Annotated in this window: 17 protein-coding genes; 14 read left to right on the top strand and 3 right to left on the bottom strand. The window is 72.2% G+C overall.

The genetic code is table 11. The features are described 5' to 3' along the window. Positions 1-60: 60 nt before the first annotated feature. Entirely contained in the window at positions 61-1233 is a 1173-nt protein-coding gene (locus tag AC3EN4_RS11190; protein ID WP_435205864.1) for a lactonase family protein, read from the bottom strand. Between the two features lie 238 nt (positions 1234-1471). Here AC3EN4_RS11190 and AC3EN4_RS11185 point away from each other — a divergent pair, with 238 nt between their 5' ends. The 13 genes from AC3EN4_RS11185 (at position 1472) to AC3EN4_RS11125 (ending at position 16667) form a co-directional block, all read left to right on the top strand. Next, positions 1472-2179 carry a DUF1223 domain-containing protein gene (locus AC3EN4_RS11185; RefSeq protein WP_435205863.1) on the top strand — a complete coding sequence of 236 codons (708 nt, stop codon included), beginning with the start codon at positions 1472-1474 and terminating at the stop codon, positions 2177-2179. Between the two features lie 63 nt (positions 2180-2242). Beyond that, positions 2243-2614 carry an MmcQ/YjbR family DNA-binding protein gene (locus AC3EN4_RS11180; RefSeq protein ID WP_422740398.1) on the top strand — a complete coding sequence of 124 codons (372 nt, stop codon included), beginning with the start codon at positions 2243-2245 and terminating at the stop codon, positions 2612-2614. Positions 2615-2788: 174 nt separating this feature from the next. Further along, positions 2789-5701: a glycosyl hydrolase gene (locus tag AC3EN4_RS11175; protein WP_435205862.1), complete on the top strand. Its 2913-nt coding sequence runs from the start codon at positions 2789-2791 to the stop codon at positions 5699-5701. A gap of 374 nt (positions 5702-6075) precedes the next feature. Beyond that, positions 6076-7359 carry a cytochrome P450 gene (locus AC3EN4_RS11170; RefSeq protein WP_435205861.1) on the top strand — a complete coding sequence of 428 codons (1284 nt, stop codon included), beginning with the start codon at positions 6076-6078 and terminating at the stop codon, positions 7357-7359. A gap of 253 nt (positions 7360-7612) precedes the next feature. Continuing rightward, positions 7613-8089, top strand: a complete 477-nt coding sequence (locus tag AC3EN4_RS11165; protein ID WP_435205860.1) for a helix-turn-helix transcriptional regulator — start codon at positions 7613-7615, stop codon at positions 8087-8089. Positions 8090-8268: 179 nt separating this feature from the next. Further along, positions 8269-10725: a sensor histidine kinase gene (locus AC3EN4_RS11160; protein WP_435205859.1), complete on the top strand. Its 2457-nt coding sequence runs from the start codon at positions 8269-8271 to the stop codon at positions 10723-10725. Between the two features lie 16 nt (positions 10726-10741). Continuing rightward, on the top strand, positions 10742-11146 hold the full coding sequence (locus AC3EN4_RS11155; RefSeq protein WP_007460021.1) for a roadblock/LC7 domain-containing protein: 405 nt from the start codon (positions 10742-10744) through the stop codon (positions 11144-11146). Positions 11147-11185: 39 nt separating this feature from the next. Then, entirely contained in the window at positions 11186-12379 is a 1194-nt protein-coding gene (locus AC3EN4_RS11150) for an ABC transporter substrate-binding protein (RefSeq protein WP_435205858.1), read from the top strand. Next, positions 12376-13272 (top strand): branched-chain amino acid ABC transporter permease, encoded by an 897-nt coding sequence (locus AC3EN4_RS11145; protein ID WP_435205857.1) that lies wholly within the window; start codon positions 12376-12378, stop codon positions 13270-13272. Before AC3EN4_RS11150 ends, AC3EN4_RS11145 begins: the two co-directional genes overlap by 4 nt. Continuing rightward, positions 13269-14285: a branched-chain amino acid ABC transporter permease gene (locus AC3EN4_RS11140; protein ID WP_435205856.1), complete on the top strand. Its 1017-nt coding sequence runs from the start codon at positions 13269-13271 to the stop codon at positions 14283-14285. Before AC3EN4_RS11145 ends, AC3EN4_RS11140 begins: the two co-directional genes overlap by 4 nt. Then, on the top strand, positions 14282-15025 hold the full coding sequence (locus AC3EN4_RS11135) for an ABC transporter ATP-binding protein (protein WP_435205855.1): 744 nt from the start codon (positions 14282-14284) through the stop codon (positions 15023-15025). The genes AC3EN4_RS11140 and AC3EN4_RS11135 overlap by 4 nt, the downstream gene beginning before the upstream one ends. Then, a complete protein-coding gene (locus AC3EN4_RS11130) occupies positions 15025-15795 on the top strand; it encodes an ABC transporter ATP-binding protein (RefSeq protein WP_435205854.1) in 771 nt (256 codons plus the stop codon). Before AC3EN4_RS11135 ends, AC3EN4_RS11130 begins: the two co-directional genes overlap by 1 nt. A 53-nt stretch (positions 15796-15848) precedes the next feature. After that, the gene (locus AC3EN4_RS11125; protein ID WP_435205853.1) at positions 15849-16667 is read left to right on the top strand and encodes a class I SAM-dependent methyltransferase; all 819 of its coding nucleotides are present in this window, start codon (positions 15849-15851) and stop codon (positions 16665-16667) included. Between the two features lie 137 nt (positions 16668-16804). Here the strand turns inward: AC3EN4_RS11125 and AC3EN4_RS11120 are convergent, their stop codons facing one another. Next, the gene (locus AC3EN4_RS11120) at positions 16805-17170 is read right to left on the bottom strand and encodes a hypothetical protein (RefSeq protein WP_435205852.1); all 366 of its coding nucleotides are present in this window, start codon (positions 17168-17170) and stop codon (positions 16805-16807) included. A 339-nt stretch (positions 17171-17509) separates the two neighbouring features. On the opposite strand from AC3EN4_RS11120, the gene AC3EN4_RS11115 reads away from it, so the two are divergent. Then, a complete protein-coding gene (locus AC3EN4_RS11115; protein WP_435205851.1) occupies positions 17510-18469 on the top strand; it encodes a TIGR03557 family F420-dependent LLM class oxidoreductase in 960 nt (319 codons plus the stop codon). A gap of 104 nt (positions 18470-18573) precedes the next feature. Here AC3EN4_RS11115 and AC3EN4_RS11110 read toward each other — a convergent pair whose 3' ends face one another. Then, positions 18574-20088: a right-handed parallel beta-helix repeat-containing protein gene (locus tag AC3EN4_RS11110; RefSeq protein WP_435205850.1), complete on the bottom strand. Its 1515-nt coding sequence runs from the start codon at positions 20086-20088 to the stop codon at positions 18574-18576. Positions 20089-20258 lie beyond the last annotated feature (170 nt).

Here is a 20258-nt window from a genome sequence, read left to right as displayed (position 1 = left end):
CGGGAGGAGACGCGCGCCGGTCCCGGCCGGAAGCGACCGGGACCAGCGACGTGTCGATCGTCAGGAGGCGGCGATGCCCTCCATGCCGATGCCGTCGGTGAACTTCGGCAGGCCCTCGACGGTGGTGACGAGGCGAAGGGAACCGTCGTCGTTCACCTCGTAGCCCTGCACGTTGCCGGCGGCGGCGTTCTGGACGTACAGGAAACCGTCGCTGGTGGTCATGTCGATCGCCCCTCCGCCCGTGTCGGCGGCGACGGCGTGGACGAGTTCGAGCTTGCCGTCGTCGTCGACCCGGTAGGCGCTGATCGTGGAGCTGCCGGCGTTCGCGACGTAGAAGTAGTCGCCGACCCGCTGGATCCAGCAGGGCGCCTGCTGGCCGTTCGGCACCGAGGGCCCGACCTGGTCGAGGGCGCCGTCCTCGTCGAGGTCGAACCGGCTGACCTCGTTGCTGCCCGACTCGGTGACCAGTACCGAGTCCTCCGTGTCGAAGGTGAAGCCGAACGGCGCGGAGCCGGCGTCACTGATGACCGGGTGGCGGGACAGTTCGCCGTGGCGACCGATCTCGTAGCTGAACATGACGTTGGCCGCCTTCGTCGATACCAGCACGAATTCGCGGTCCGGATCGATCTTGATCTGCGCGGGGGCGGTCATGAACGCGGGCGGGTTGCCGTTGTGCAGGCCGAGCGAGCGGTTGGCGCCGTGGATCGGCGACAGGCGCCCCTTGTCCAGCTCGAAGCCCTGCACCGAGCCTTCGCCGCCGGCGTTGAGCACGTAGACGAGGTTGTCGCGGACCGTGACGCTGACCGGGAGTAGACCTCCGGACCAGATCACCTGCCGCTTGTGCAGCCGGGTGCCGTCGACGTCGAAGACGGTGACGGTGTTGCTGCCGGCGTTCACCGCGAACAGCAGCCTACGGTGGTAGATCAACGAACCCTGCGACGCCAGCGCGTCGACCGGCGCGCCGATCGTGAAGCCGCCGAGACCGCCGGTCTCGTACTCCCCGGCCTTGCTGAGCTGGCCGTCCTCGTCCCGGTCGTACACCTTGATGGTGTTGCCCTCGGCCTTGTTGGTCTGGACGAAGACCGCGCCCTCGCTACCCCGGTGGTGTCCGCGTCCTGCGCGGTCATCGTGGCCACCCGCCGGCCCGCCATCCGCGAAGGCGGCGCCGGGGAGTGTTCCGGCGCTGGTCAGGCCCACCAGGAGGGCCGCCGCTAGCGCTACGCTGCGCTTCATCACTGATCTCCTTAGCCGCAACTCATGACGAATGAGAGTTTTTCTCTCATTCGCAAGGTATCGGAGGAAGATCCCTCTTAGCGGCGGGTTACCCATAAGTGGCACCGTCACACGTAACGGCGGATTTATGCTACTGAAGACACGCCAGGGGTCTGAACCACCTCGCTGACCAGGCGTTGTCGGCGCGGGAACGGGAACCGCAAGAGCGGCCAGCGGCCCGCACGGGAGGAGACACGCCATGACGAACCTCGCACCGGGGGCGACCGGCGGCGGTGTCGCCGTCGTCGAGTTGTTCACCTCCCAGGGCTGCAACAGCTGCCCGCCGGCCGAGGAGCTGCTCACCGAGATCGAACGGGACGCCCGCACGCGCGGGGAGCCCGTGTTCGCCCTCGGTTTCCACGTCGACTACTGGGACGACCTGGGCTGGCCCGACCAGTTCGCGGACGCGGCACACACCGCGCGGCAGGAGGCGTACGCCCGCGCCTTCGGCTCCGGGCGTCTCTACACCCCGCAGATGATCGTCAACGGCACCACGGAGTTCGTCGGCTCCGACCGTGGCCGGGCGGCGAGCGCCATCGCGTCCGCCCTGACCTCGGCCGCCGCCGCGCCGCTCACGCTGTCGGTCCCGCAGGTCGGTGGCGGCGGCACGCCGTTGGTCCTGGACTACCGGGTCGAGCGGCCGCCGCAGGACGCGGTGGTGAACGTGGCGATCGTGCAGCGCGGCCTGCAGAGCGCGATCGCCCGGGGCGAGAACGCCGGTCGGACGCTGCGGCAGGACAACGTGGTACGCGCCTTCGCATCCACACCCCTGGCCGGCGAGCGGGGCCGGGTGGAGCTGGCCGTGCCGTCGGACCTCGATCCGGACCAGGCCGCGGTGATCGGGTACGTCCAGCGCGAGACCGACCGGGTCGTCGTGGGTGCCGCGGCCGTCGACCTGTCCGGCTGAGTTGTGTCGGTCCCGGTGCGTAGTCTCTGCGCATGCGGATGGCGCGCGATGTGCGGGGGCTCGGTGGCTGACGCCGACGACGTCCGCCGCCTGGCCCTGGCCCTGCCCCACACGGTCGAGATCGACAGCGAGGGCTTCGACTTCCGGGTGGCCGACAAGGGTTTCGTCTGGTCCTATCCGGAGCGCGTCCCGGGCCGGCCACGGGTGATCCGACTCGATATCGCGGTGCTGTTCGTCGGGGACGAGGCCGAGAAGCAGGCCCTGCTGCTCGGCGAGCCCGAGCTCTTCTTCACCACGCCCGGGTACGACGGCCTGCCGCTGGTGCTGCTGCGTCTGGCGGCGGTCGACGTCGATCGGCTCACCGAGCTGGTGACCGACGCGTGGCGGATGCGCGCGCCGGAGGCGCTGCACGCCGAGCTGGACGGGGTCGGCTAGTCCCCCGACGAGTTGGCGACATCAGCACGCAACCGGACGGACACATTGACGGGAATCTCGACGGTCGATTACCGTGCCGACTGAGAGAGCGCTCTCTCGATCGACGTTTTCCACAATTCAGACGCAAGGCGTCGGGGCGGCACCGTCCGCGCCCGGACGCGCGATGGAGGCACCATGAAACCTCCCGTCCCCCACCGCCGATGGACGCTGGCCGCCGCCACCGTCCTGGCCCTGGTCGTCGGTGGCCTCACGATCCCCGTCACCCGCGCCGCCGAAGCCGCCGGAGTCGGCGCCGGCAGCTACACCACCACCCCGGTCGGCGCGCTCCCCACCGGCTGCGGGCAGATGTCCAGCAACCCCCGGCAGTTCGCCACCGCCAACGCGCCCTCGGGCGCGGTGCCCACCAACGACTGGTGGTCCTCGCTGCTGTGGAAGCGCACCGACTGCGCCTTCAGCGAGCCGCTGCACGCCCACCCCACCTCGTACGACACGTTCACCGACGGTCTCGGCTTCTCGGCCAACTCCACGCCCGCCATCAGCGGCACCGCGACCGGCGTCGGGGAGTACCACTACCCGTACGTGCAGGACATCCGCGTCGGCGTGGCCGGGCTCGCCGCGTCCCAGGTCAAGGTGGACGGCTGGTCGGACTGGACGGTCAGCCCGTACTGGAGCGACGGGGCCCGCACCCTGCGCGCCACCATCGGCCACGGCCTGCCGTTCGCCTACTTCCAGGCCAGCGGCGGCGACGCGGTGATCGGCACGTCCGGCAGCCCCGAGGTGTGGTCCAACAGTGGGACCACCATCGGCTTCCGGGTCAACGGCCACGACTACGCGGCGTACGCCCCGAGCGGCGCGAGCTGGACCGTCAGCGGTGGGCGCATCTCCTCCACCCTGGCCGGTCGCGGCTACTTCTCGGTGGCCCTGCTGCCCCCGACGGGCAGCGCCGGCGAACGCGCCGACCTGGCCACCAGCTACGGCCGGTACGCGCACGCCCACGTCACCGGCACCCGGGTCTCCTACTCGTACGACCCGGCGACCAACGGTCTGAGCACGACGTACGCCTTCACCACCACCGCCCGCGAGGGCAGCGCCACGCAGACCGTGGTCAGCCTGTACCCGCACCAGTGGAAGTCGCTGTCCGGATCGACCCCGATCACGCCGACCTACCCGTCGGCGCGGGGTCGGATGAAGGTCCTCACCGGGATCAGCCAGTTCCGTACCGCCATGACGTTCCAGGGCGTCCTGCCGGAGTTGCCGGCCGTCGGCGACGGCAGCGGGTCGGACCTGTCCACGCTGACCGGTCACCTGGCCGCCGCCCGGGGCAACCCGATGGACCAGCGCGGCACCGACACGTACTGGACCGGCAAGGGGCTCGGCCGGGCCGCCCGGATCGCCGAGATCGCCGACCTGGTCAACGACACCGCCACCCGCGACAGCGCGCTGACCGCGATCCGCACCACGCTCACCGACTGGTTCACCGCCTCCAGCGGCAAGACCAGCAAGCTGTTCTACTACGACGCCAACTGGGGCACCCTGATCGGCTACCCGGCGTCGTACGGCTCCGACCAGGAACTCAACGACCACCACTTCCACTACGGCTACTTCATCGCCGCCGCCGCGACCCTGGCCAAGTTCGACCCCTCGTGGGCCGCCAGCAGCCGGTACGGCGGCATGGTGGACCTGCTGATCCGCGACGCCAACAACTACCGCCGTGACGACACCCGCTTCCCGTACCTGCGTGACTTCGACATCTACGCGGGGCACGACTGGGCGTCCGGGCACGGCTCGTTCGGCTCCGGCAACAACCAGGAGTCCTCCTCGGAGGGGATGAACTTCGCCAACGCCCTGATCCAGTGGGGTCAGGTCACCGGTGACACCGCCGTCCGGGACGCCGGCATCTTCCTCTACACCACGCAGGCCGCCGCGATCCAGGAGTACTGGTTCGACGTCAGCGACCAGAACTTCCCCGCCGCCTTCGGGCACTCCACGGTCGGCATGGTCTGGGGCGACGGTGGGGCGTACGCCACCTGGTTCAGCGCCGACCCCGAGATGATCCAGGGCATCAACCTGCTGCCGGTCACCGGCGGTCACCTCTACCTCGGCGCCAACCCGGCGTACGTGCGCACCAACTACGCCGAGTTGGTGCGCAACAACGGCGGGCCGCCGACGGTGTGGCAGGACATCCTGTGGCAGTTCCAGGCGCTCGGCGACCCCGACGCGGCCCTGGCCAACCTGCGCGCCAACCCGGGCTACACGCCGGAGGAGGGCGAGAGCCGGGCACACACCTTCCACTGGATCCGCAACCTCGCGGCGCTGGGCACCGTCGACACGACGGTCAGTGCCAACCACCCGCTGAGCGCGGTGTTCTCTCGCAACGGCGCGCGCACCTACGTGGCGTCGAACCCGACCGCGAACCCGATCACCGTCACGTTCTCCAACGGCACCCGGCTCACGGTGGGGGCCGGAAAGACGGCCACCACCGGGGCGTACACCTGGAGCGGCGGCAACGCCTCGGGCGGCGTACCGCCGACCAGCGCGCCGCCCACCACCGCGCCGCCCACCACCGCGCCACCGACGACGGCGCCGCCCACGACCGCGCCGCCCACCACGCCGCCGGGCTCGGGCTCGCCGACCCGGTACCTGCTCGCCGGTGGCGGGCTGGGCAACGCCGGTAACTCGACCACCACCACGGTCGCGGCCGCCAACGGCAACCACGACGGTACGCCGACGAATGCCCAGGTCTTCACGGCGACCGGCCTGAACCTCGCCTACTCCGGGGCGCAGACCGCGTTCGACCTGTTCCTGGACGCCGGCACAGCCGTCGGCAACGGCGTGCAGGTGCGGGTCTCCTACGACCTGACCGGCAACGGCAGTTGGGACCGGACGGAGACCTGGCGCTACTTCGCCACCGACCCGGTCCCCGGCTACGAGCACTACACCCAGAACGCCGGCCTGGCCTCGGCCACCGGGACGTTGGGCACATTGAGCAACGGCACGGTCCGGGTGGAGGTCTGGTCGGCCATCGGCAACAACCCGACCACCCTGGGCATCGGCAACCAGTCGGTGCTCCGCCTCCCGTACTCCTGATCCGCGCATCCGCGCCCGCCGCCGGCCGTACCCCGGCCGACGGCGGGCGCGGGGGCGTCACCCCGCGGCCCGCGCGATCGTTCCCGGACAGGGTGGGCGGGATCCGCGCTTTCCGGTGGACGGCGGGCGCCGCTTGCGCGGAAACGACGGACGGGCAAGCACCCGGCTGCAAGATGCAGGCGGCCAGGGCCGATACGGTTCTGCATTCCACAATTCACCGTGCCAATAAATAGATAGGCACCAATCTTGACTTGCGCATCGGAGCGGCGGACCGTGAGGAGCAGGCGGCGGATGCCCACCATTGTCGGCCCGCCTTGCGCGACGGACGGAATGCGAGCGCCGCTGATGTAGCGCGGCGTGTCAGGAGGCATTCGATGCAGTTGAATCCGTACTCAGGAGCCTATCTCAGCGATCCGGCCGCCACCTGGCGACGCATTCTCGACGATCCCCGCCGGGTGCTCTACGCCGAGGATCTGGGGCTGTGGTTGATCAGTCGGCACGCGGACGTGCGGCGCGCCCTCGCCGACGCCACGACGTTCGGCAACGCCCTCACCCTCGCCCCGGTCTACCAGGTCTGCCCGCAGGCGATGAGCGTCGTCACGCAGATCGACGCGCCACCGACGACCGCCGCCGCCGACCCACCGGTGCACCCGCGCACCCGCCGCGCCCTGCGGGCGACCTTCGCCAACACGGCGGAGCGGGCCGAGGCCGAGTACGGCCGGATCGTCCGCCGCCGTGTCGACGAGCTGGTGTCCCGGCTCGCCGCCCGGCAGGGCCGGCAGGTGGATCTCGTCCGCGACTTCACCACCGAGCTTCCGCTGCTGGTCATCCTGGACATCCTCGGGGTTCCCGACGCCGACGTCGAGGAGATCCGGCGGTGGGCGGACGGCCAGGTCGCGCTCGTCTGGGGGCAACCGGACCCGGACGAGCAGGTACGCCTGGCCCGGGGCCTGCTGGAGTTCTGGCGCTACTGCCAGGACCTGGTGCGGCGGCGGCTCGACGGCGGGGCCGACGGCGACGACTTCGTCAGCCGCGCGCTGACCTACCGCGACGATGACGACGACGTGCTGACCGTGCCGGAGGTGGCGAGCCTCGCCTTCAATCTGCTGGTGGCCGGGCACGAGACCACCGCCGGACTGCTCGCCCACGCGCTCGACGCGGCCCTGTCCAGCCCGCACCGGTGGCGGGCGCTCGTCGACGATCCGCGATCCGTACCCGGCTTCGTGACCGAGACCCTGCGGTTCGCACCCGCCATCGACGGCTGGCTGCGGGTGACCCGCCGGGACGTCACCCTGGGCGAGGTCACCATCCCGGCGGGGGCACGCTGCCTGCTGATGATCGGGGCGGCCAACCGGGACCCGTCGGTGTTCGCCCGTCCGGACCGGTTCGATCCGCACCGCGCCGACGCGGGCGATCACCTGTCGTTCGGTCACGGGCCGCATTTCTGTATCGGCGCGGCATTGGCGCGATTGGAGGCCGACGTCGCTCTCACCCGTCTCGCCGCGACCATTCCCGGCCTTCGCCTGTCCCCCGAGCAGCACCGCTCGTTCAGCCCGAATGTTTCGTTCCGGGCGCACCACGCGCTGCTCGCGACAATCGACATCCGCACACCCGCCGACGTTCCGGAAGCAACCCCGGCCGAGGCACCGGTCGCCTGACGAGTCGGACCACGGCGGCGCAGAGCCGGTACCCGGCCGACTCCCTCCGGGTCCTATCGGTGCGACGCTGCCGACACCCGAGGACGAGTCGGGCAGGTGGATCTCTCGCGGATTGCGCGACAATTCATCGCCGCGCACGTCTTCACACCCATCGTGCCAAGGGTTGAGAATTGCCCCCTGTGAATGTCCAGCCCATCGGTCAATCTCGATCTGATGCCCGCCGTTGATTCGCGGGTGCCCCGAAGGTGAGCGCATGGAGCACACGCCCCCGCCGAGCGCCGCGCACGCCGCGGCCAGTCAACAGTTCCGGTGGGAGCTGCGCGCCTGCCGGGTCCGGCGGGGCCTCACCCAACGGGCCCTGGCGGACCTGGTGCGGTTCAGCCGGGAAACGGTCGCGGCGGTGGAATCGGGCCGCCGCTTCGGCAGCCACGAGTTCGCGGTCCGCTGTGACGACGTGCTCGACACCGGTGGTCGCCTGGCGTCCCTGTGGCCACAGGTCGCGGCCGAACAGTTGGCGGCCGACGGGCGGCGGGGCCCACGATCGGACTCGGCGCACCTCGACCCACCGGTGCCGCGTCCGCGCGGCCGGCGCGACGCGCGCGACCCGGGCGCGGTGGTGGACGCCATCGACGAGCTACGCGAGCTGATCGGCCAGGTGCTCAGCAGCCAACCCGAGGCGGACGACGCCGGGCCGCGACACGGCTCCGGACACCTCGACGACCAGCGCTGAACGCCTCCCGGCGCGACGACGGACGCCGCGCCACCGGTCGCTGACTCTGGGTACAGATGCTGGTACGGCCAGTTTGTACCACCGCGAGGTCTGGCCTCCGAGCGCGGGTTCCGGCGGAATGGGACTTGCATTCGGCAAGGTGCGGATAGACCGTCATCGACGAGTCGTGGGAGTCAATCTTGGCGTCGAGCACGAGGTCCCACGCGGCCCGACCCTACCCGACCCGCCAGCGCGGCTGGAAGATCGCCGGCCGGATGCGGCTCATCGTGGCGGCGCCGCTGGTCGCCGTCATCGGCTTCGCCGGTCTCGCGCTGACCGAGAGCGCCCGCCAGACGACCCGCGCCAGCGACCTGGAGGTGCTGGCGCGCCTCGGCGCCGAGGCCGGTGACCTGGCGTACCGGCTGCAACGCGAACGGGTCGCGGCCGCCGACCTGCTCACCACCGCCGCCGCCGAGCAGCAGGACGCCTTCGGCGTGGAGATGGCCGCCACCGACGCCTCCGTCGCGCGCTACCGCCGCCAACGCGACCGGGTGCCCACCGACGCCAACGCCGCGCTTCTGCGCCGCGTCGACGCCGCGCTGGACGGCCTGGCCCCGCTGCGCACCCAGGTCCGTACGGCGGAACACGCCTCGGTGTCCGCGATGACGTTCAGCTACCGCATCGCGATCGCCGACCTGATCACCTTCCGGGAGAACGTCTCGCACGGCGTGGTCAACGCACAGCTCGCCGACGGCATCCGCGCCTCGGCCGCGCTGTCCAAGACCGCCGAGGCGATCGGCCAGCAGCAGGTCGCCGTCCTGCGGGCCGTGGCGGCCGGTGAGCTGACCCCCGCCACCCAGCAGGACATCACCGCCGCCCGTACCAGCTACACCGAGTCGAGCCTGTCGTTCCTGGCGCTCGCCCCGGCCGAGTGGGGCCTCTGGTGGGAGCAGGCCGGCACCGGCAAGGAGGCGATCGCCCTGCAACGGATGCAGGACGAGGTGAACCGTGCCCAGCCGGGCGCGCCGCTGCGCCTGGCGACCGCCGACTGGGTCACCACGACGCAGCAGCGTGCCGCCCGCCTGGCCGACCTGCGCGGGCGCGTCGACGTGGCGGTGCTCGACGACGTGCGCGCCGCGTACGTCGACCAGCGCCGCCGGGCCGTGGCCGAGGCGGTCGGCGTGCTGCTGGCGCTGGTGTTGACCGCCCTGGTCACCTGGGCGGTGGCCCGGCAGATCACCCGCCGGCTGCGGCGGCTGCGCGACGCGGCCAACGCCGTCGCGTTCGAACAGCTCCCCGCCGTGGTGGCCCGGCTGCAACGCCCCGACAGCGCCAGCGTCGACCCCGACGAGCTGGCCCGTCAACAGTCCACGGCCGCCCTCGAACCATCCAGCGACGACGAGATCGGCGAACTCGGCCAGGCGTTCAGCGCCGTGCACCAGGCCGCCGTGCGGACCGCCGCCGAGCAGGCCGTGATGCGTGCCAACACCGCCGACATCTTCATCCACCTGAGCCGACGCGAACAGCGGCTCGTCGACGCCGTCCTCGCCCAGGTCGACCGGGTCGAACGGGACGAGACCGACCCCGACCGCCTGCACCAGCTCTACGCCCTGGACAACCTGGCCACCCGGATGGGCCGGATCAACGCCAGCCTCCTCGTGCTGGGCGGCGTCGGCGTCGGCCGGGTACGCCAACACGACGTCCCGCTGCAACAGGTGCTCCAGGCCGCCCAGTCCCAGATCGAGCACTACGCGCGGATCCGGCTCGGCATGGTCGACGGCGACGTCGCGGTGGCCGCCAAGTCCGTGGACGAGGTCGTGCACCTGCTCGCCGAACTCATGGACAACGCGACGGCGTACTCACCGCCGGGCAGCGAGACCTGGGTGAGCGGCCGCAGCCTCGGCGACCGGGTCATCGTCCAGATCAGCGACGAGGGCGTGGGCCTGCCCCCGCAGCGGTTGCAGCAACTCAACGAGCTGCTGGCCCGGCCACCCGCCATCGACGTCGCCGCCGTCCGGGCCATGGGCCTGGTCGTCGTGGGCCAGCTCGCCGCCCGCCTCGGCGCGAGCGTCCAACTGCGCCGCGGCCCCCGACGCGGCACCCTCGCCGAGGCGACGCTGCCCGCGGCGATGATCCGATCGCTGCCGCCGGAGGAGTACCTGCTCGCGCCGGGCCGGCTGTCCCGGCGGGCCGCCCGCACGTCCACCGCACCGCCCCCGTACCGGACCGGCGCGGAGCCGACCGCCGGGCACGCCCCCGCGCCCCGGCCGCTGCCGGCGGCACCCGTGTTCCGCCCGACGTCCCGCGTGGACGCCGGCGACGCGCCGACCGAGGAGCTGCTCATCTTCGAACAGGTCAACCACTGGTTCCACACCGACGTCGCGGACGCCCCGAACGGCCGCCAGTGGTCCAGCCCCGCCGACGACGCCTGGCGGACCGCCGCCCAGGCACAGACACCCGAGGTGGCCACGACCACGACCACCGGCCTGCCCAAACGGCAACCGCAGCGGCACCTGGTGCCCGGCGGCGTCACCCCGCCCGCTCCGCAGCAACGCTCCGAGTACCGCGACCCGGCCCAGGTCGCCACCGCGATGGCCGCGTACGCGCGCGGAGTGGCGGCCCGGCGGCGTACCCCGATCAACCTCGGCAACTCGTGACCGACAGGGAGAGCACGTGACCGACCACCAGGACCTCGGCTGGCTGCTGGACAGCTTCGCCGAGCGCGCGACCGAGGTCAGCCATGCGATCGCCATCTCCAGTGACGGCCTGATGGTGGCCGCCACCCGCGACCTGCCGCCGGACCGGGCCGACCAGCTCGCCGCGACCGGCAGCGGCCTGGTCAGCCTCCTGCGGGGCGCGGCGGCCTTCTTCGACGCCGGGGCGGTGATCTCCAACGTCACCCAGCTCGAGGGCGGCTTCATGTTCTCGATGGCCTTCAACGACGGGGCGTCGCTGCTCGTGCTCGCCGCGCCCGAGTGCGACGTGGGCAAGGTCTCCTACGAGATGACCGAGCTGGCGAACCGGATCGGCGACGCGCTGACCCCCGCGGCCCGAGCGGCGCTCGCCCGCAGCCGCTGACCCCACCGACCGACCCCCTCCTCTTCCCCTGGAGACGACATGTCCCTCACCACCCCTGCGCGCAGCCGTGCCGTCAGCGCGACGCTGCTCGCCCTCGTGCTGGCCGTCAGCACGGCCTGCGCCGACGACGAACCGGACGCCACCGGCGGCGGATCCATCAAGATCGGCCTCCTCGCGTCGCTGTCCGGGACGTACCAGTCCGTCGGCAAGGAGATCCGCGACGGCTTCGAGCTGTACCTGGACACCCACGACGGCAAGCTCGGCGGCCGACAGGTCGACCTCGTCGTCGCCGACGAGGGCAACGGCGCCGCGACCGCCGTGCCCGCGGCGACCAAGCTCCTCAAGCAGGACCGCGTCGCCGCGCTCACCGGCATCGTCGGCGGCGGCTCGGTCGCCGGCGTCTACCCGCTGCTGCAGGAGACCAAGGTCCCGCTGGTCGGCTCCAACGGCCGGCCGGAGATCAAGGACGTCACCCGGGTGTGGCACACCTCGTACCTCTCCGACGAGCCGGGCGCCGCGATCGCCCAGCACGTCAAGGACAACGTCAAGGGCTCGGTGTACGCCATCGGCCCCGACTACCAGGGCGGCTGGGACGAGCTGCGCGGCTTCACCGAGGCGTTCGCCAAGGCCGGCGGGACGCTCGCCAACCCGGACGGCAAGACCACCTTCACCCCGTTCCCGGCCACCACCAACTTCACGCCGTACTTCGCCCGGATCAAGGCGTCCGGCGCGCAGGCGGTCTACACCTTCTACGCCGGCAGCGCCGCCGTCGACTTCGTCAAGCAGTACGCGCAGTCCGAGATCAAGGACATCCCGCTGTACGCGGCCGGATTCCTCACCGAGGGCGGCGTGCTCAACGCCCAGGGCGAGGCGGCCCGGGACATCTACTCCGTGCTCAACTACTCCCCGGACCTGGACAACGCCGAGAACCGCAACTTCGTCGCGGCGTGGAAGGCCAAGCACGACGGGTCGCCGACCACGTACGCCCTGGCGTCGTACGACGCGGCGGCGGTGCTCGACCGCGCCATCGGGGCCGCCGGGAGCGACCCGACACCGGAGGCCATCAACGCGCAGATCGGCAAGCTCGGGCAGATCGCCAGCCCGCGCGGCGCGTGGCAGTTCTCCACGGTCACGCACTCGCCCGTGCAGAAGTGGTACCTGCGGCAGGTCCGCCAGGACGGCCGGGCGCTGTCCAACACCGTCGTGGGTGACCTCGCGACCGTCGGCCGGTGAACACGGTGGCGGCCGGCCCGGACCGGATCGACCCGTACCTCATCCCGGCGCTGGACGGGGTCGCCTACGGGCTGCTCGTCTTCGTCGCCGCGGCGGGCCTGGTCTTCTGCTTCGGCGTCGCCAACATCCTCAACCTGGCACACGGCATGCTCTACGCGATCGGCGGCTACACCGCCGCAGCGGTGCTCGACGGCGGCTGGGCGAGTCTGGCGCTGGCCCTCGGGGTCGGTGTGCTGGCCGCCGCGACGGCCGGGGTGGTGCTCGCCGGGCTGCTCACGCCGGTCGACACCGGCAACCACCTCACCCAGGCGCTGCTGACCTTCGGGGTGGCGCTGGCCGGCGGCAGCCTCCTCGTCGCCGGTTTCGGCCCGGACGATCCGCAGGTACGGGTGCCGGCCACCCTCGACGGGTCGGTGGCGGTCGCCGGGCACCGCTACGCCGCGTACCGGCTGGTCTTCATCGGGGTGGCGGCGGCGCTGGCCGCCGGTCTCTACCTGGTCGTGCGGCGGACCCGGGCCGGGATGCTGGTCCGGGCGGCCGTGGACGACCCGGAGATGGTCGCCTGCCTGGGCGTGAGCCCGACGCGGATCCGCGTCGGGGTGCTCGCCGCCGGCGGCGCGCTGGCCGGCGCGGCCGGGGTCCTCGGTGCGCCCATCATCGGCCCCGGCGCGGACACCGCCGACACGGTGCTGCTGCTGTCGCTTGTCGTCGTCGTCCTCGGCGGCCTCGGATCCATGACGGGCACCCTGCTCGCGGCCCTCGCGGTCGGTGAGATCCAGACCCTGGGCGTGGCGCTGCTGCCGTCCGCCGCCCCGTTCCTGCTGTTCGCCGCCATGGCCGCCGTGCTCGCCGTCCGGGCGCAGGGCCTGGCCCTGCGGTGGGCGGCGACGTGAGGGACCAGTTGCTCCGCCGGGTCCGCGCCGCCGTCGCGGCGCTCGTCCTCACCGGCCTCGTCGTGGCCCCCTTCGTGGTCGACGACTACACCGCGGCGATCCTCGCCCGGACCCTCGCTCTGGGCCTGGTCGGGGTGAGCGTGGCGCTGCTCACCGGTGTCGCCGGCATGCCCACCCTGGGGCAGACCGCGCCGTACGCCGCCGGCGCGTACGCCAGCGCGGTGCTCGGCAGCCAGGTCTCCGACGTGGGTGTGGTGCAGCTCGCGGTGGCGGCGCTGGCCGGCGCGACCCTCGCCGCCGTGACGCTGCCGCTGGTCGTGCCGGCCCGGGGCGTCATCGTCCTGATGATCACCCTGGCGATCGGCGAACTCGTGGTGACCGTCCTGGGGCGCTGGCGGTCGGTGACCGGCGGCACCGACGGCCTGGCCGGGATCACCCCGGTCCGTCCGCTGTGGGGCCTGCCGGTGCTGGCCTCCGACCGGGCCCGGTACGTCTACACCCTCGTCGTCGTGGCGGCGCTGGTCGGCGCGGTCCTGCTGCTGATGCGGACCCGGTTCGGGCTGGTGCTGCGCGCCGGCCGCGACGACGAGGCGCGGCTGCGGGCCAGCGGCCACCGGGTGCCGCTCCACCTGTCCGGCGCACACGTCGCCGCCGGGGCGATCGCCGGCGCGGCCGGTTCCCTGCTCGTCGTCGCCCAGGAGTACGTCTCCCCCGCCGACTTCGGCTTCGACACGTCCGCGCTGCTGCTGCTCGGCGTCGTCATCGGCGGCACCGCGTCGGTCGGCGGCGCGCTGGTGGGCGCGGTCCTCGTCATCGCCGTCCGCGACTGGTTGTTCGGAGTGCTGCCCGGGCACGCGCCGCTGGTGCTGGGCGCGCTGTTCGTGGCGACGGTCTACCTGTTGCCCACCGGCCTCCGGCGGGTCCGCCACCCGCGCGAGGGGTCGCGGCAACCGGTCCCGGCAAGCGACCACCCGGCCCCGCCGGCCACCCGCGCACCGGAGCTTCGGGTATGACCTGCCTGCTCAGCGCCGAGAAGATCACCGTGCGGTACGGATCGCTCGCCGCCCTCACCGACGTGGACCTGTGCGTGCACGACGGCCAGCGGCACGCCCTCATCGGCCCCAACGGGGCCGGCAAGACCACTCTGCTCGACGTGCTCGGCGCGACAACCCGCCCGCAGCACGGCACGGTGCTCTTCGCCGGCAGCGACGTGAGCCGACTCGGGCCGGCGGCCCGCGCCCGCCGCGGCATCGACCGCACCCACCAGCGGCCCGCCGTCTTCGCGACCCTCACCGTCAGCGAGAACGTCGAGGTCGCCGCGCTGCCCCGGACGATCCGGCCGCGCGGCTGGCGGCCGGGTGGGACCCGGAACGCCGCCCGGGGACGCGCCCGCGCCCTGCTCGACCAGCTCGGCCTCGCCGACCTCGCGGCGGTGCCCGCCGGTCAGCTCGCCCACGGGCAGCGCCGCCAGGTGGAGATCGCGATGGCCCTCGCCGGCCGACCCCGCCTGCTGCTGCTCGACGAACCGGCGGCCGGACTGTCCGCCGCCGAGGTCGGCCGGCTCGCCGAACTGCTGGCGGCGCTGCCCCGACAGGTCGCCGTGCTGCTGGTCGAGCACCACCTGGACCTGGTGTACGCCCTCTGCGACACCGTGACCGTGCTGCGCGACGGCCGGACGGTGGCCGCCGGCACACCGGACGAGATCCGTACCTCGCCGCTGGTGCGGCGGGCCTACGCCGACGGGGTGTCCTGATGCTCTACGTGGAGCGGCTCTGCGCCGGCTACGCCGGAGGGACCGTGCTGCACGACGTCGACCTGCGGGTGCCGCCGGGCACCATCCAGGCCGTGGTGGGCCGCAACGGCGCCGGAAAGAGCACCCTCGTGCACACCATCGCCGGACTGGTGCGCGCCTCCAGCGGGCGCGTCGAGATCGGCGGCGTGCACGTGGCCGGACGGCAACCCCACCGCGTCGCCCAGTCCGGTGTGGGCCTCGTACCGCAGGGCCGGCGGGTCTTCTCCCGGTTGACGGTGGCCGAGCACCTGGTCCTGGCGGCGGCGCCGTGGCGGGCCGCGACACCCGGCGGCGAGGGCTGGACGGTGGCCCGGATCCTCGAACTGCTGCCCCGCCTGGCGGCCCGGCTGCGCCACCGCGGCGCCGAACTCTCCGGCGGCGAGCAGCAGATGCTGGCCATCGCCCGCGCGCTGCTCGGCCAACCCCGGGTGCTGCTGCTCGACGAGCCCTGTGAGGGGCTCGCGCCCGACCTGGCCGCACGGGTCCGCGACCTGGTCGGCCACCTCGCCGCGAACGGGTTGACCGTGCTGCTCGTCGAACAACAACTCCGCCACGCGATCGAGATCGCCGACCGGGTGGCGGTGCTCGAGTACGGCCGGGTGGTCTACGACCGGCCGACCGCCGAGGCACGCAGCGACCCGGGCCGCCTGGAGGCGATGGTCGGCATCACCACCACCCGCACGCCCCCGAGCGCCGGAGCCACCCCACGGCTCTGGGCCGACACCCCGTAGCCCTGCTCCGCACCGACATCCCGCAGTCACCCACTCGGAGAGGCGGAAGACGAATGGCGACCCCGACCAGCGACGGCACCTACACCTTCGACAACGGCGCACCGGACGCGGTACCGCAGATGCGGGCGCTGGAGTCCTTCCTGGATCCGATCACGATGCGCCGCCTTGCCCGCCCGGTCCTGCGCCTCGGGTCGAGCTGTTGGGAGGTCGGGGCCGGTGGCGGCTCGATGGCCCGGCGGATCGCCCGCGCGGTCGGCGGGGACGGCCGTGTCCTGGCCACCGACATCGACCCCACGCATCTGGTGGCCGACGGCAACCTGAGCGTGGGCCGGCACGACGTACGCGCCGATCCCCCGCCCGGCGAAGCGTTCGACCTGATCCACGCCCGCCTGGTGCTGCTGCACCTGCCCGAGCGCCGCCGGGTCCTGCGTACCCTCGCCGGCGCCCTGGCCCCCGACGGCTGGCTGGTCGTGGAGGAGTTCGACTGCACCACCCCGCCGCGGGTGCTGACCGCGCCCAGCGACGAGGCGGCGAAGCTGTTCGCGCAGGTGATGGACACCATGATGGGTGTGCTCCAGGACCACGGCGCCGACCTGGGATGGGCGCAGGACGTGCACACCGAGATGACCCTCGCCGGCCTGACCGATGTCGACACCATCACCCACTCGCAGAGCTGGGCCGGCGGGTCGACCGGCGCGTCGCTCTACGCGACGAACTGCCGCCAGCTGGAGCCGGACCTGCTGGCGGCGGGGCTCTCGCCGCAGCAGCTCGCCGCCTTCCGTCGACTCGTCCGTGACCCGGGGTTCGCCGTCATGAGTTACCACTTCGTCTCGACCCGAGGCCGGCTCGGTGCCCCCACCCACACCCCCTAAAGCGTCCTAGGACACTGCTGGTCGCACACCGCGGCCGGTGCCTGTGGCATACCAGCCCGGGGCCTTGTCAACGCCCGCGATGACCGCGGGCCCGTCACCCCCGGCAGCGGGGGTAACGGGCCCATCTGCGAACTGGTCTACCCGAGACAGGTGACGACGGCCGTAAGGGTCTGAGCCGTGGTGCCCCGGTTGGAGCCTCGTACCGCCCAGCCGTTGCCGGACGCGAACGAGTCAGTGAGGAAGATGTCGAACGCGGATGTCTGTCCGCCTCCTCCGGTGACGATCGTGCCAGCGGGGCAGGTGGCGAAGGAGATGCTGTTCGCGCCCGCCGCCACTGTTACGGGAGTCCCCGTCGTCTGCGACAGCGCGGTCATCCCGGACGGCTTCTTGCTCGCGGCGGGGCTGGTGTCAGCCGCGTTCGCCCCGCTCAGAGGAACGACCAGCAGAAGACCGCTGACCGATAGTGCCGCTGCGCTGCTGATGAACAACTTCTTCTTCTGCACGCCTGTTTCTCCCATCGATTGCTGAGCACGAGAGACATTCGACCGGACGGTCCGCAGCAGGCTACTAACAGCCAGTGATCGAATTGATCGATACTCGTAAATCTAAAGATGGACCAAAGTTCGACGCATGACCCCGTCCGGCAACAAAGACGTGACCGGTTTCGACCTTCCATCCGCTCACCGACGCGAGCATCGGGGCCGGAACCGGGCCAGCAACAGATCAACTGCTTGCCGTTGTTTCTGATCGGAAAACTACGGCGGGCCCCCTGGGGCTGGTTTGTCGGTCCTGCGGTCGGGAACCGACTGCCGTCAGGGCGGGGACGGATCGGGGGCGCGTCAATGCAGATCGGCTACAAGCTGGCCTCGGAGGGCTTCGGGCCACAGGAGATCATCCGGCAGGCCGTCCGGGCCGAGCAGGCCGGTTTCGACTTCGTCGAGATGAGCGACCACTACCACCCCTGGCTGGAGGCGCAGGGCCACTCGTCCTTCACCTGGAGCGTGCTGGGCGCGATCGCGGCGCGTACCACCACGCTGCGCCTCGCCACCGGCGTCACCTGCCCGACGGTGCGCTACCACCCGGCGATCATCGCGCAGGCGGCGGCGACCATGGGGCTGATCTCCGACGGGCGGTTCACCCTCGGCGTCGGCGCCGGTGAACGGCTCAACGAACACGTCGTGGGGCAGGGCTTCCCCAGCGTCCGGGGACGGCACGAACGGCTCCGCGAGGCACTGGAGATCATCCGGTTGCTCTGGCAGGGCGGCTACCAGTCGTACGAGGGTCGGCACCTGCACCTGGAGGACGCCCAGGTCTTCGACCTGCCGGACACTCCACCCGTGATCGCCGTCGCGGCCAGCGGAGAGGCGTCCGCCCGGCTCGCCGCCGAACTCGGCGACGGGCTGTTCGCCACCGATCCGGACGCCACGATCGTCGAGCACTACCGGAGCGCCGGTGGCTCGGGCCCCCGCTACGCCGAGGTGCCGCTGGCCTGGGCCACCGACGACCAGCAGGCGGTCGACGCGGTGTTGCAGAAGAGCCGCTGGATGGTCACCGGCTGGAAGGTGATGAGCGAACTGCCGAACCCGGTGAACTTCGACGCGGCGAGCGCGCACGTCGAGGAGAAGCACGTGCGCGGGCTGTTCGCCGTCGGCCCCGACCCCGAGACGCACGTGGCGAAGGTCCGGTCGTACGTCGACGCCGGGTTCGACCACATCGTGCTGCAGAACGCCGGCCCGGATCCCGACGGCTTCCTCGACTTCTTCGCCGCAGACCTGTCCGGGCGGCTGCGCGCGCTGGGCTGAGCGAACCCTGTGCGGCACGCCGCGGTGCACGCGGCACGGGCCCGCCCGCCCGGACGGCTGTCCGGGCGGGCGGGAGCGCTCAGGATGGACGAGCAGGTCGGTACTCAGCGGAAGCAGTGCGCGATCGGTACGGCGCTGCCCTCGCAGTTGGTCGGCTCGTTCTCGACGACCACGCTCTCGTCGTCGATCTTGACCTGGGCGTGCTCGGCGAAGATGCCGCCCGGCTTCACCGTGGCCGCGTTGTGGGTGACCTTGCTGGTGTAGAGCGCCACCGCGCCCGCGGTGGCGTAGATGCCGCCGCCCTTGGACGTCGCGCCGACCGCCTCGTTACCGGTCACGTCGCTGCCGCGCACCAGCAGGTTGGACTTCTCGGTGTAGATGCCGGCCCCGATGCCGTGCGTGGTGTTGCCGGCCACGACGCTGTCGTCCAGGGGCAGCAGCCCCTTGACGGTCGAGATGCCGCCGCCGTTGACGGTGGAGGTGTTGCCACGAATGGTCATCTTGCGCATCACCAGCACCGCGTCGGAGTTGGCGGCGCCGCCGCCGACCTGCGCGGTGTTGTTCAGCAACTCGGTGTCGTACACCTTGGTCCGGGCCGAGAAGCTGGCCAGGCCGCCGCCCTGTCCGGCGCTGTTCTGCGCGAAGCTGGTGCTCTCCACGTCGGCCGCGCCCCGGTAGTTGCCGAGCCCGCCGCCGTAGCCGTTGGCGCTGTTGTGGTGGAACTCCGAACGCTTGAGCGTCAGCACGCCGCCGTTGAGCAGGCCCCCGCCCTTGCCCGCGGCGCCCGAGGCGCTGTTGCCGATGAACGTGGAGTCGGTGACCACCATGTTGCCGTCGTTGAAGATCCCACCGCCGCCGCCCTCGGGCGACAGCGACGTGCTCTGGGTGACGGTGACCCGCTCCACCACGGCCGTCGCGCCGTGCACGACGTGCACGCTGCCGCCCTCGATGGCCGAGCGGCCGTTGTGCAGCTCGACGTCGCGCAGGGTCAGCTCACCGCCGTCGCGGACGGTGAAGAAGCGGAACGCCTCGGCCTGGGCGTCGCGGGCGATGGTCGCGCCGGCGCCGTCGATGGTGATGGGCTGGTAGATCACCGGCAGGCCGGCCGTGTCGTCGGCCGGGTCGTGCGGCGGGGCGTCGGCGTCCCCGGGGGTCTCCGCGGCGTCGGCCTGTTCCCGGGCGTCGCGGATCCCGCCGTCGTACTGGTCGGTCTCGTGGAACGCCTCGGTCAGCGTGTACCGGCACCGGGGCGCGAGCCGCAGCTCGCCGCCGCCCTCCGCGTTGGCGGACACCAACGCGGCCACCAGCTTCGCCGCGTCGCAGGGCACCTCGACCACGCCGCGCTTGCCGGTGCCCGGCGAGGTCGGCCGGGTCCGCTCGGCGTCCTCCCCGTCGCGTTCCGGCGTCGACCGGTCGCCGGAGCGCCGGTCGTCGTCGCGGTCGGCGGCGGTCAACCGGCCCAGGACCCCGAGGGAGAGCTCACGGTCGGCGGCGGCGGCGACGCCGGCCACCCCGGCCGCCCCCACCACCAGGCTCCCCGCCAGGAGCCCGCCGGCTAAGAACCATCGGGACCGCCGTCGAGGTCGAGCTGGGCCGTCTCCTGGTCGGTACGTGGACATCCGGTTCCTACCTTCCTGCGTACGTGCCGTGACCGCGGCCCATTCGGGCGCGGGGGGCCGGACGTGCCGCCGACCACCAGAAGCCACGATATGACCGCAATACGGACAAGAAGGCGTGAACGTGAATAGTGCTGCCATTCATCTTTTTCGGTGCCAGACGGCTCAGACGC

The organism is Micromonospora sp. bgisy143 (assembly GCF_057708145.1).
Note: the sequence above shows the minus strand (reverse complement) of the source record. Positions and strands in the feature narration are given on the sequence as shown.

Excerpts from the sequence above, each read along its gene's own strand:
- AC3EN4_RS11190 (WP_435205864.1), bottom strand. The coding sequence starts at position 1,233 with ATGAAGCGCAGCGTAGCGCTAGCGGCGGCCCTCCTGGTGGGCCTGACC.
- AC3EN4_RS11185 (WP_435205863.1), top strand. The coding sequence starts at position 1,472 with ATGACGAACCTCGCACCGGGGGCGACCGGCGGCGGTGTCGCCGTCGTC.
- AC3EN4_RS11175 (WP_435205862.1), top strand. The coding sequence starts at position 2,789 with ATGAAACCTCCCGTCCCCCACCGCCGATGGACGCTGGCCGCCGCCACC.
- AC3EN4_RS11170 (WP_435205861.1), top strand. The coding sequence starts at position 6,076 with ATGCAGTTGAATCCGTACTCAGGAGCCTATCTCAGCGATCCGGCCGCC.
- AC3EN4_RS11165 (WP_435205860.1), top strand. The coding sequence starts at position 7,613 with ATGGAGCACACGCCCCCGCCGAGCGCCGCGCACGCCGCGGCCAGTCAA.
- AC3EN4_RS11150 (WP_435205858.1), top strand. The coding sequence starts at position 11,186 with ATGTCCCTCACCACCCCTGCGCGCAGCCGTGCCGTCAGCGCGACGCTG.
- AC3EN4_RS11135 (WP_435205855.1), top strand. The coding sequence starts at position 14,282 with ATGACCTGCCTGCTCAGCGCCGAGAAGATCACCGTGCGGTACGGATCG.
- AC3EN4_RS11130 (WP_435205854.1), top strand. The coding sequence starts at position 15,025 with ATGCTCTACGTGGAGCGGCTCTGCGCCGGCTACGCCGGAGGGACCGTG.
- AC3EN4_RS11125 (WP_435205853.1), top strand. The coding sequence starts at position 15,849 with ATGGCGACCCCGACCAGCGACGGCACCTACACCTTCGACAACGGCGCA.
- AC3EN4_RS11115 (WP_435205851.1), top strand. The coding sequence starts at position 17,510 with ATGCAGATCGGCTACAAGCTGGCCTCGGAGGGCTTCGGGCCACAGGAG.
- AC3EN4_RS11110 (WP_435205850.1), bottom strand. The coding sequence starts at position 20,088 with ATGTCCACGTACCGACCAGGAGACGGCCCAGCTCGACCTCGACGGCGG.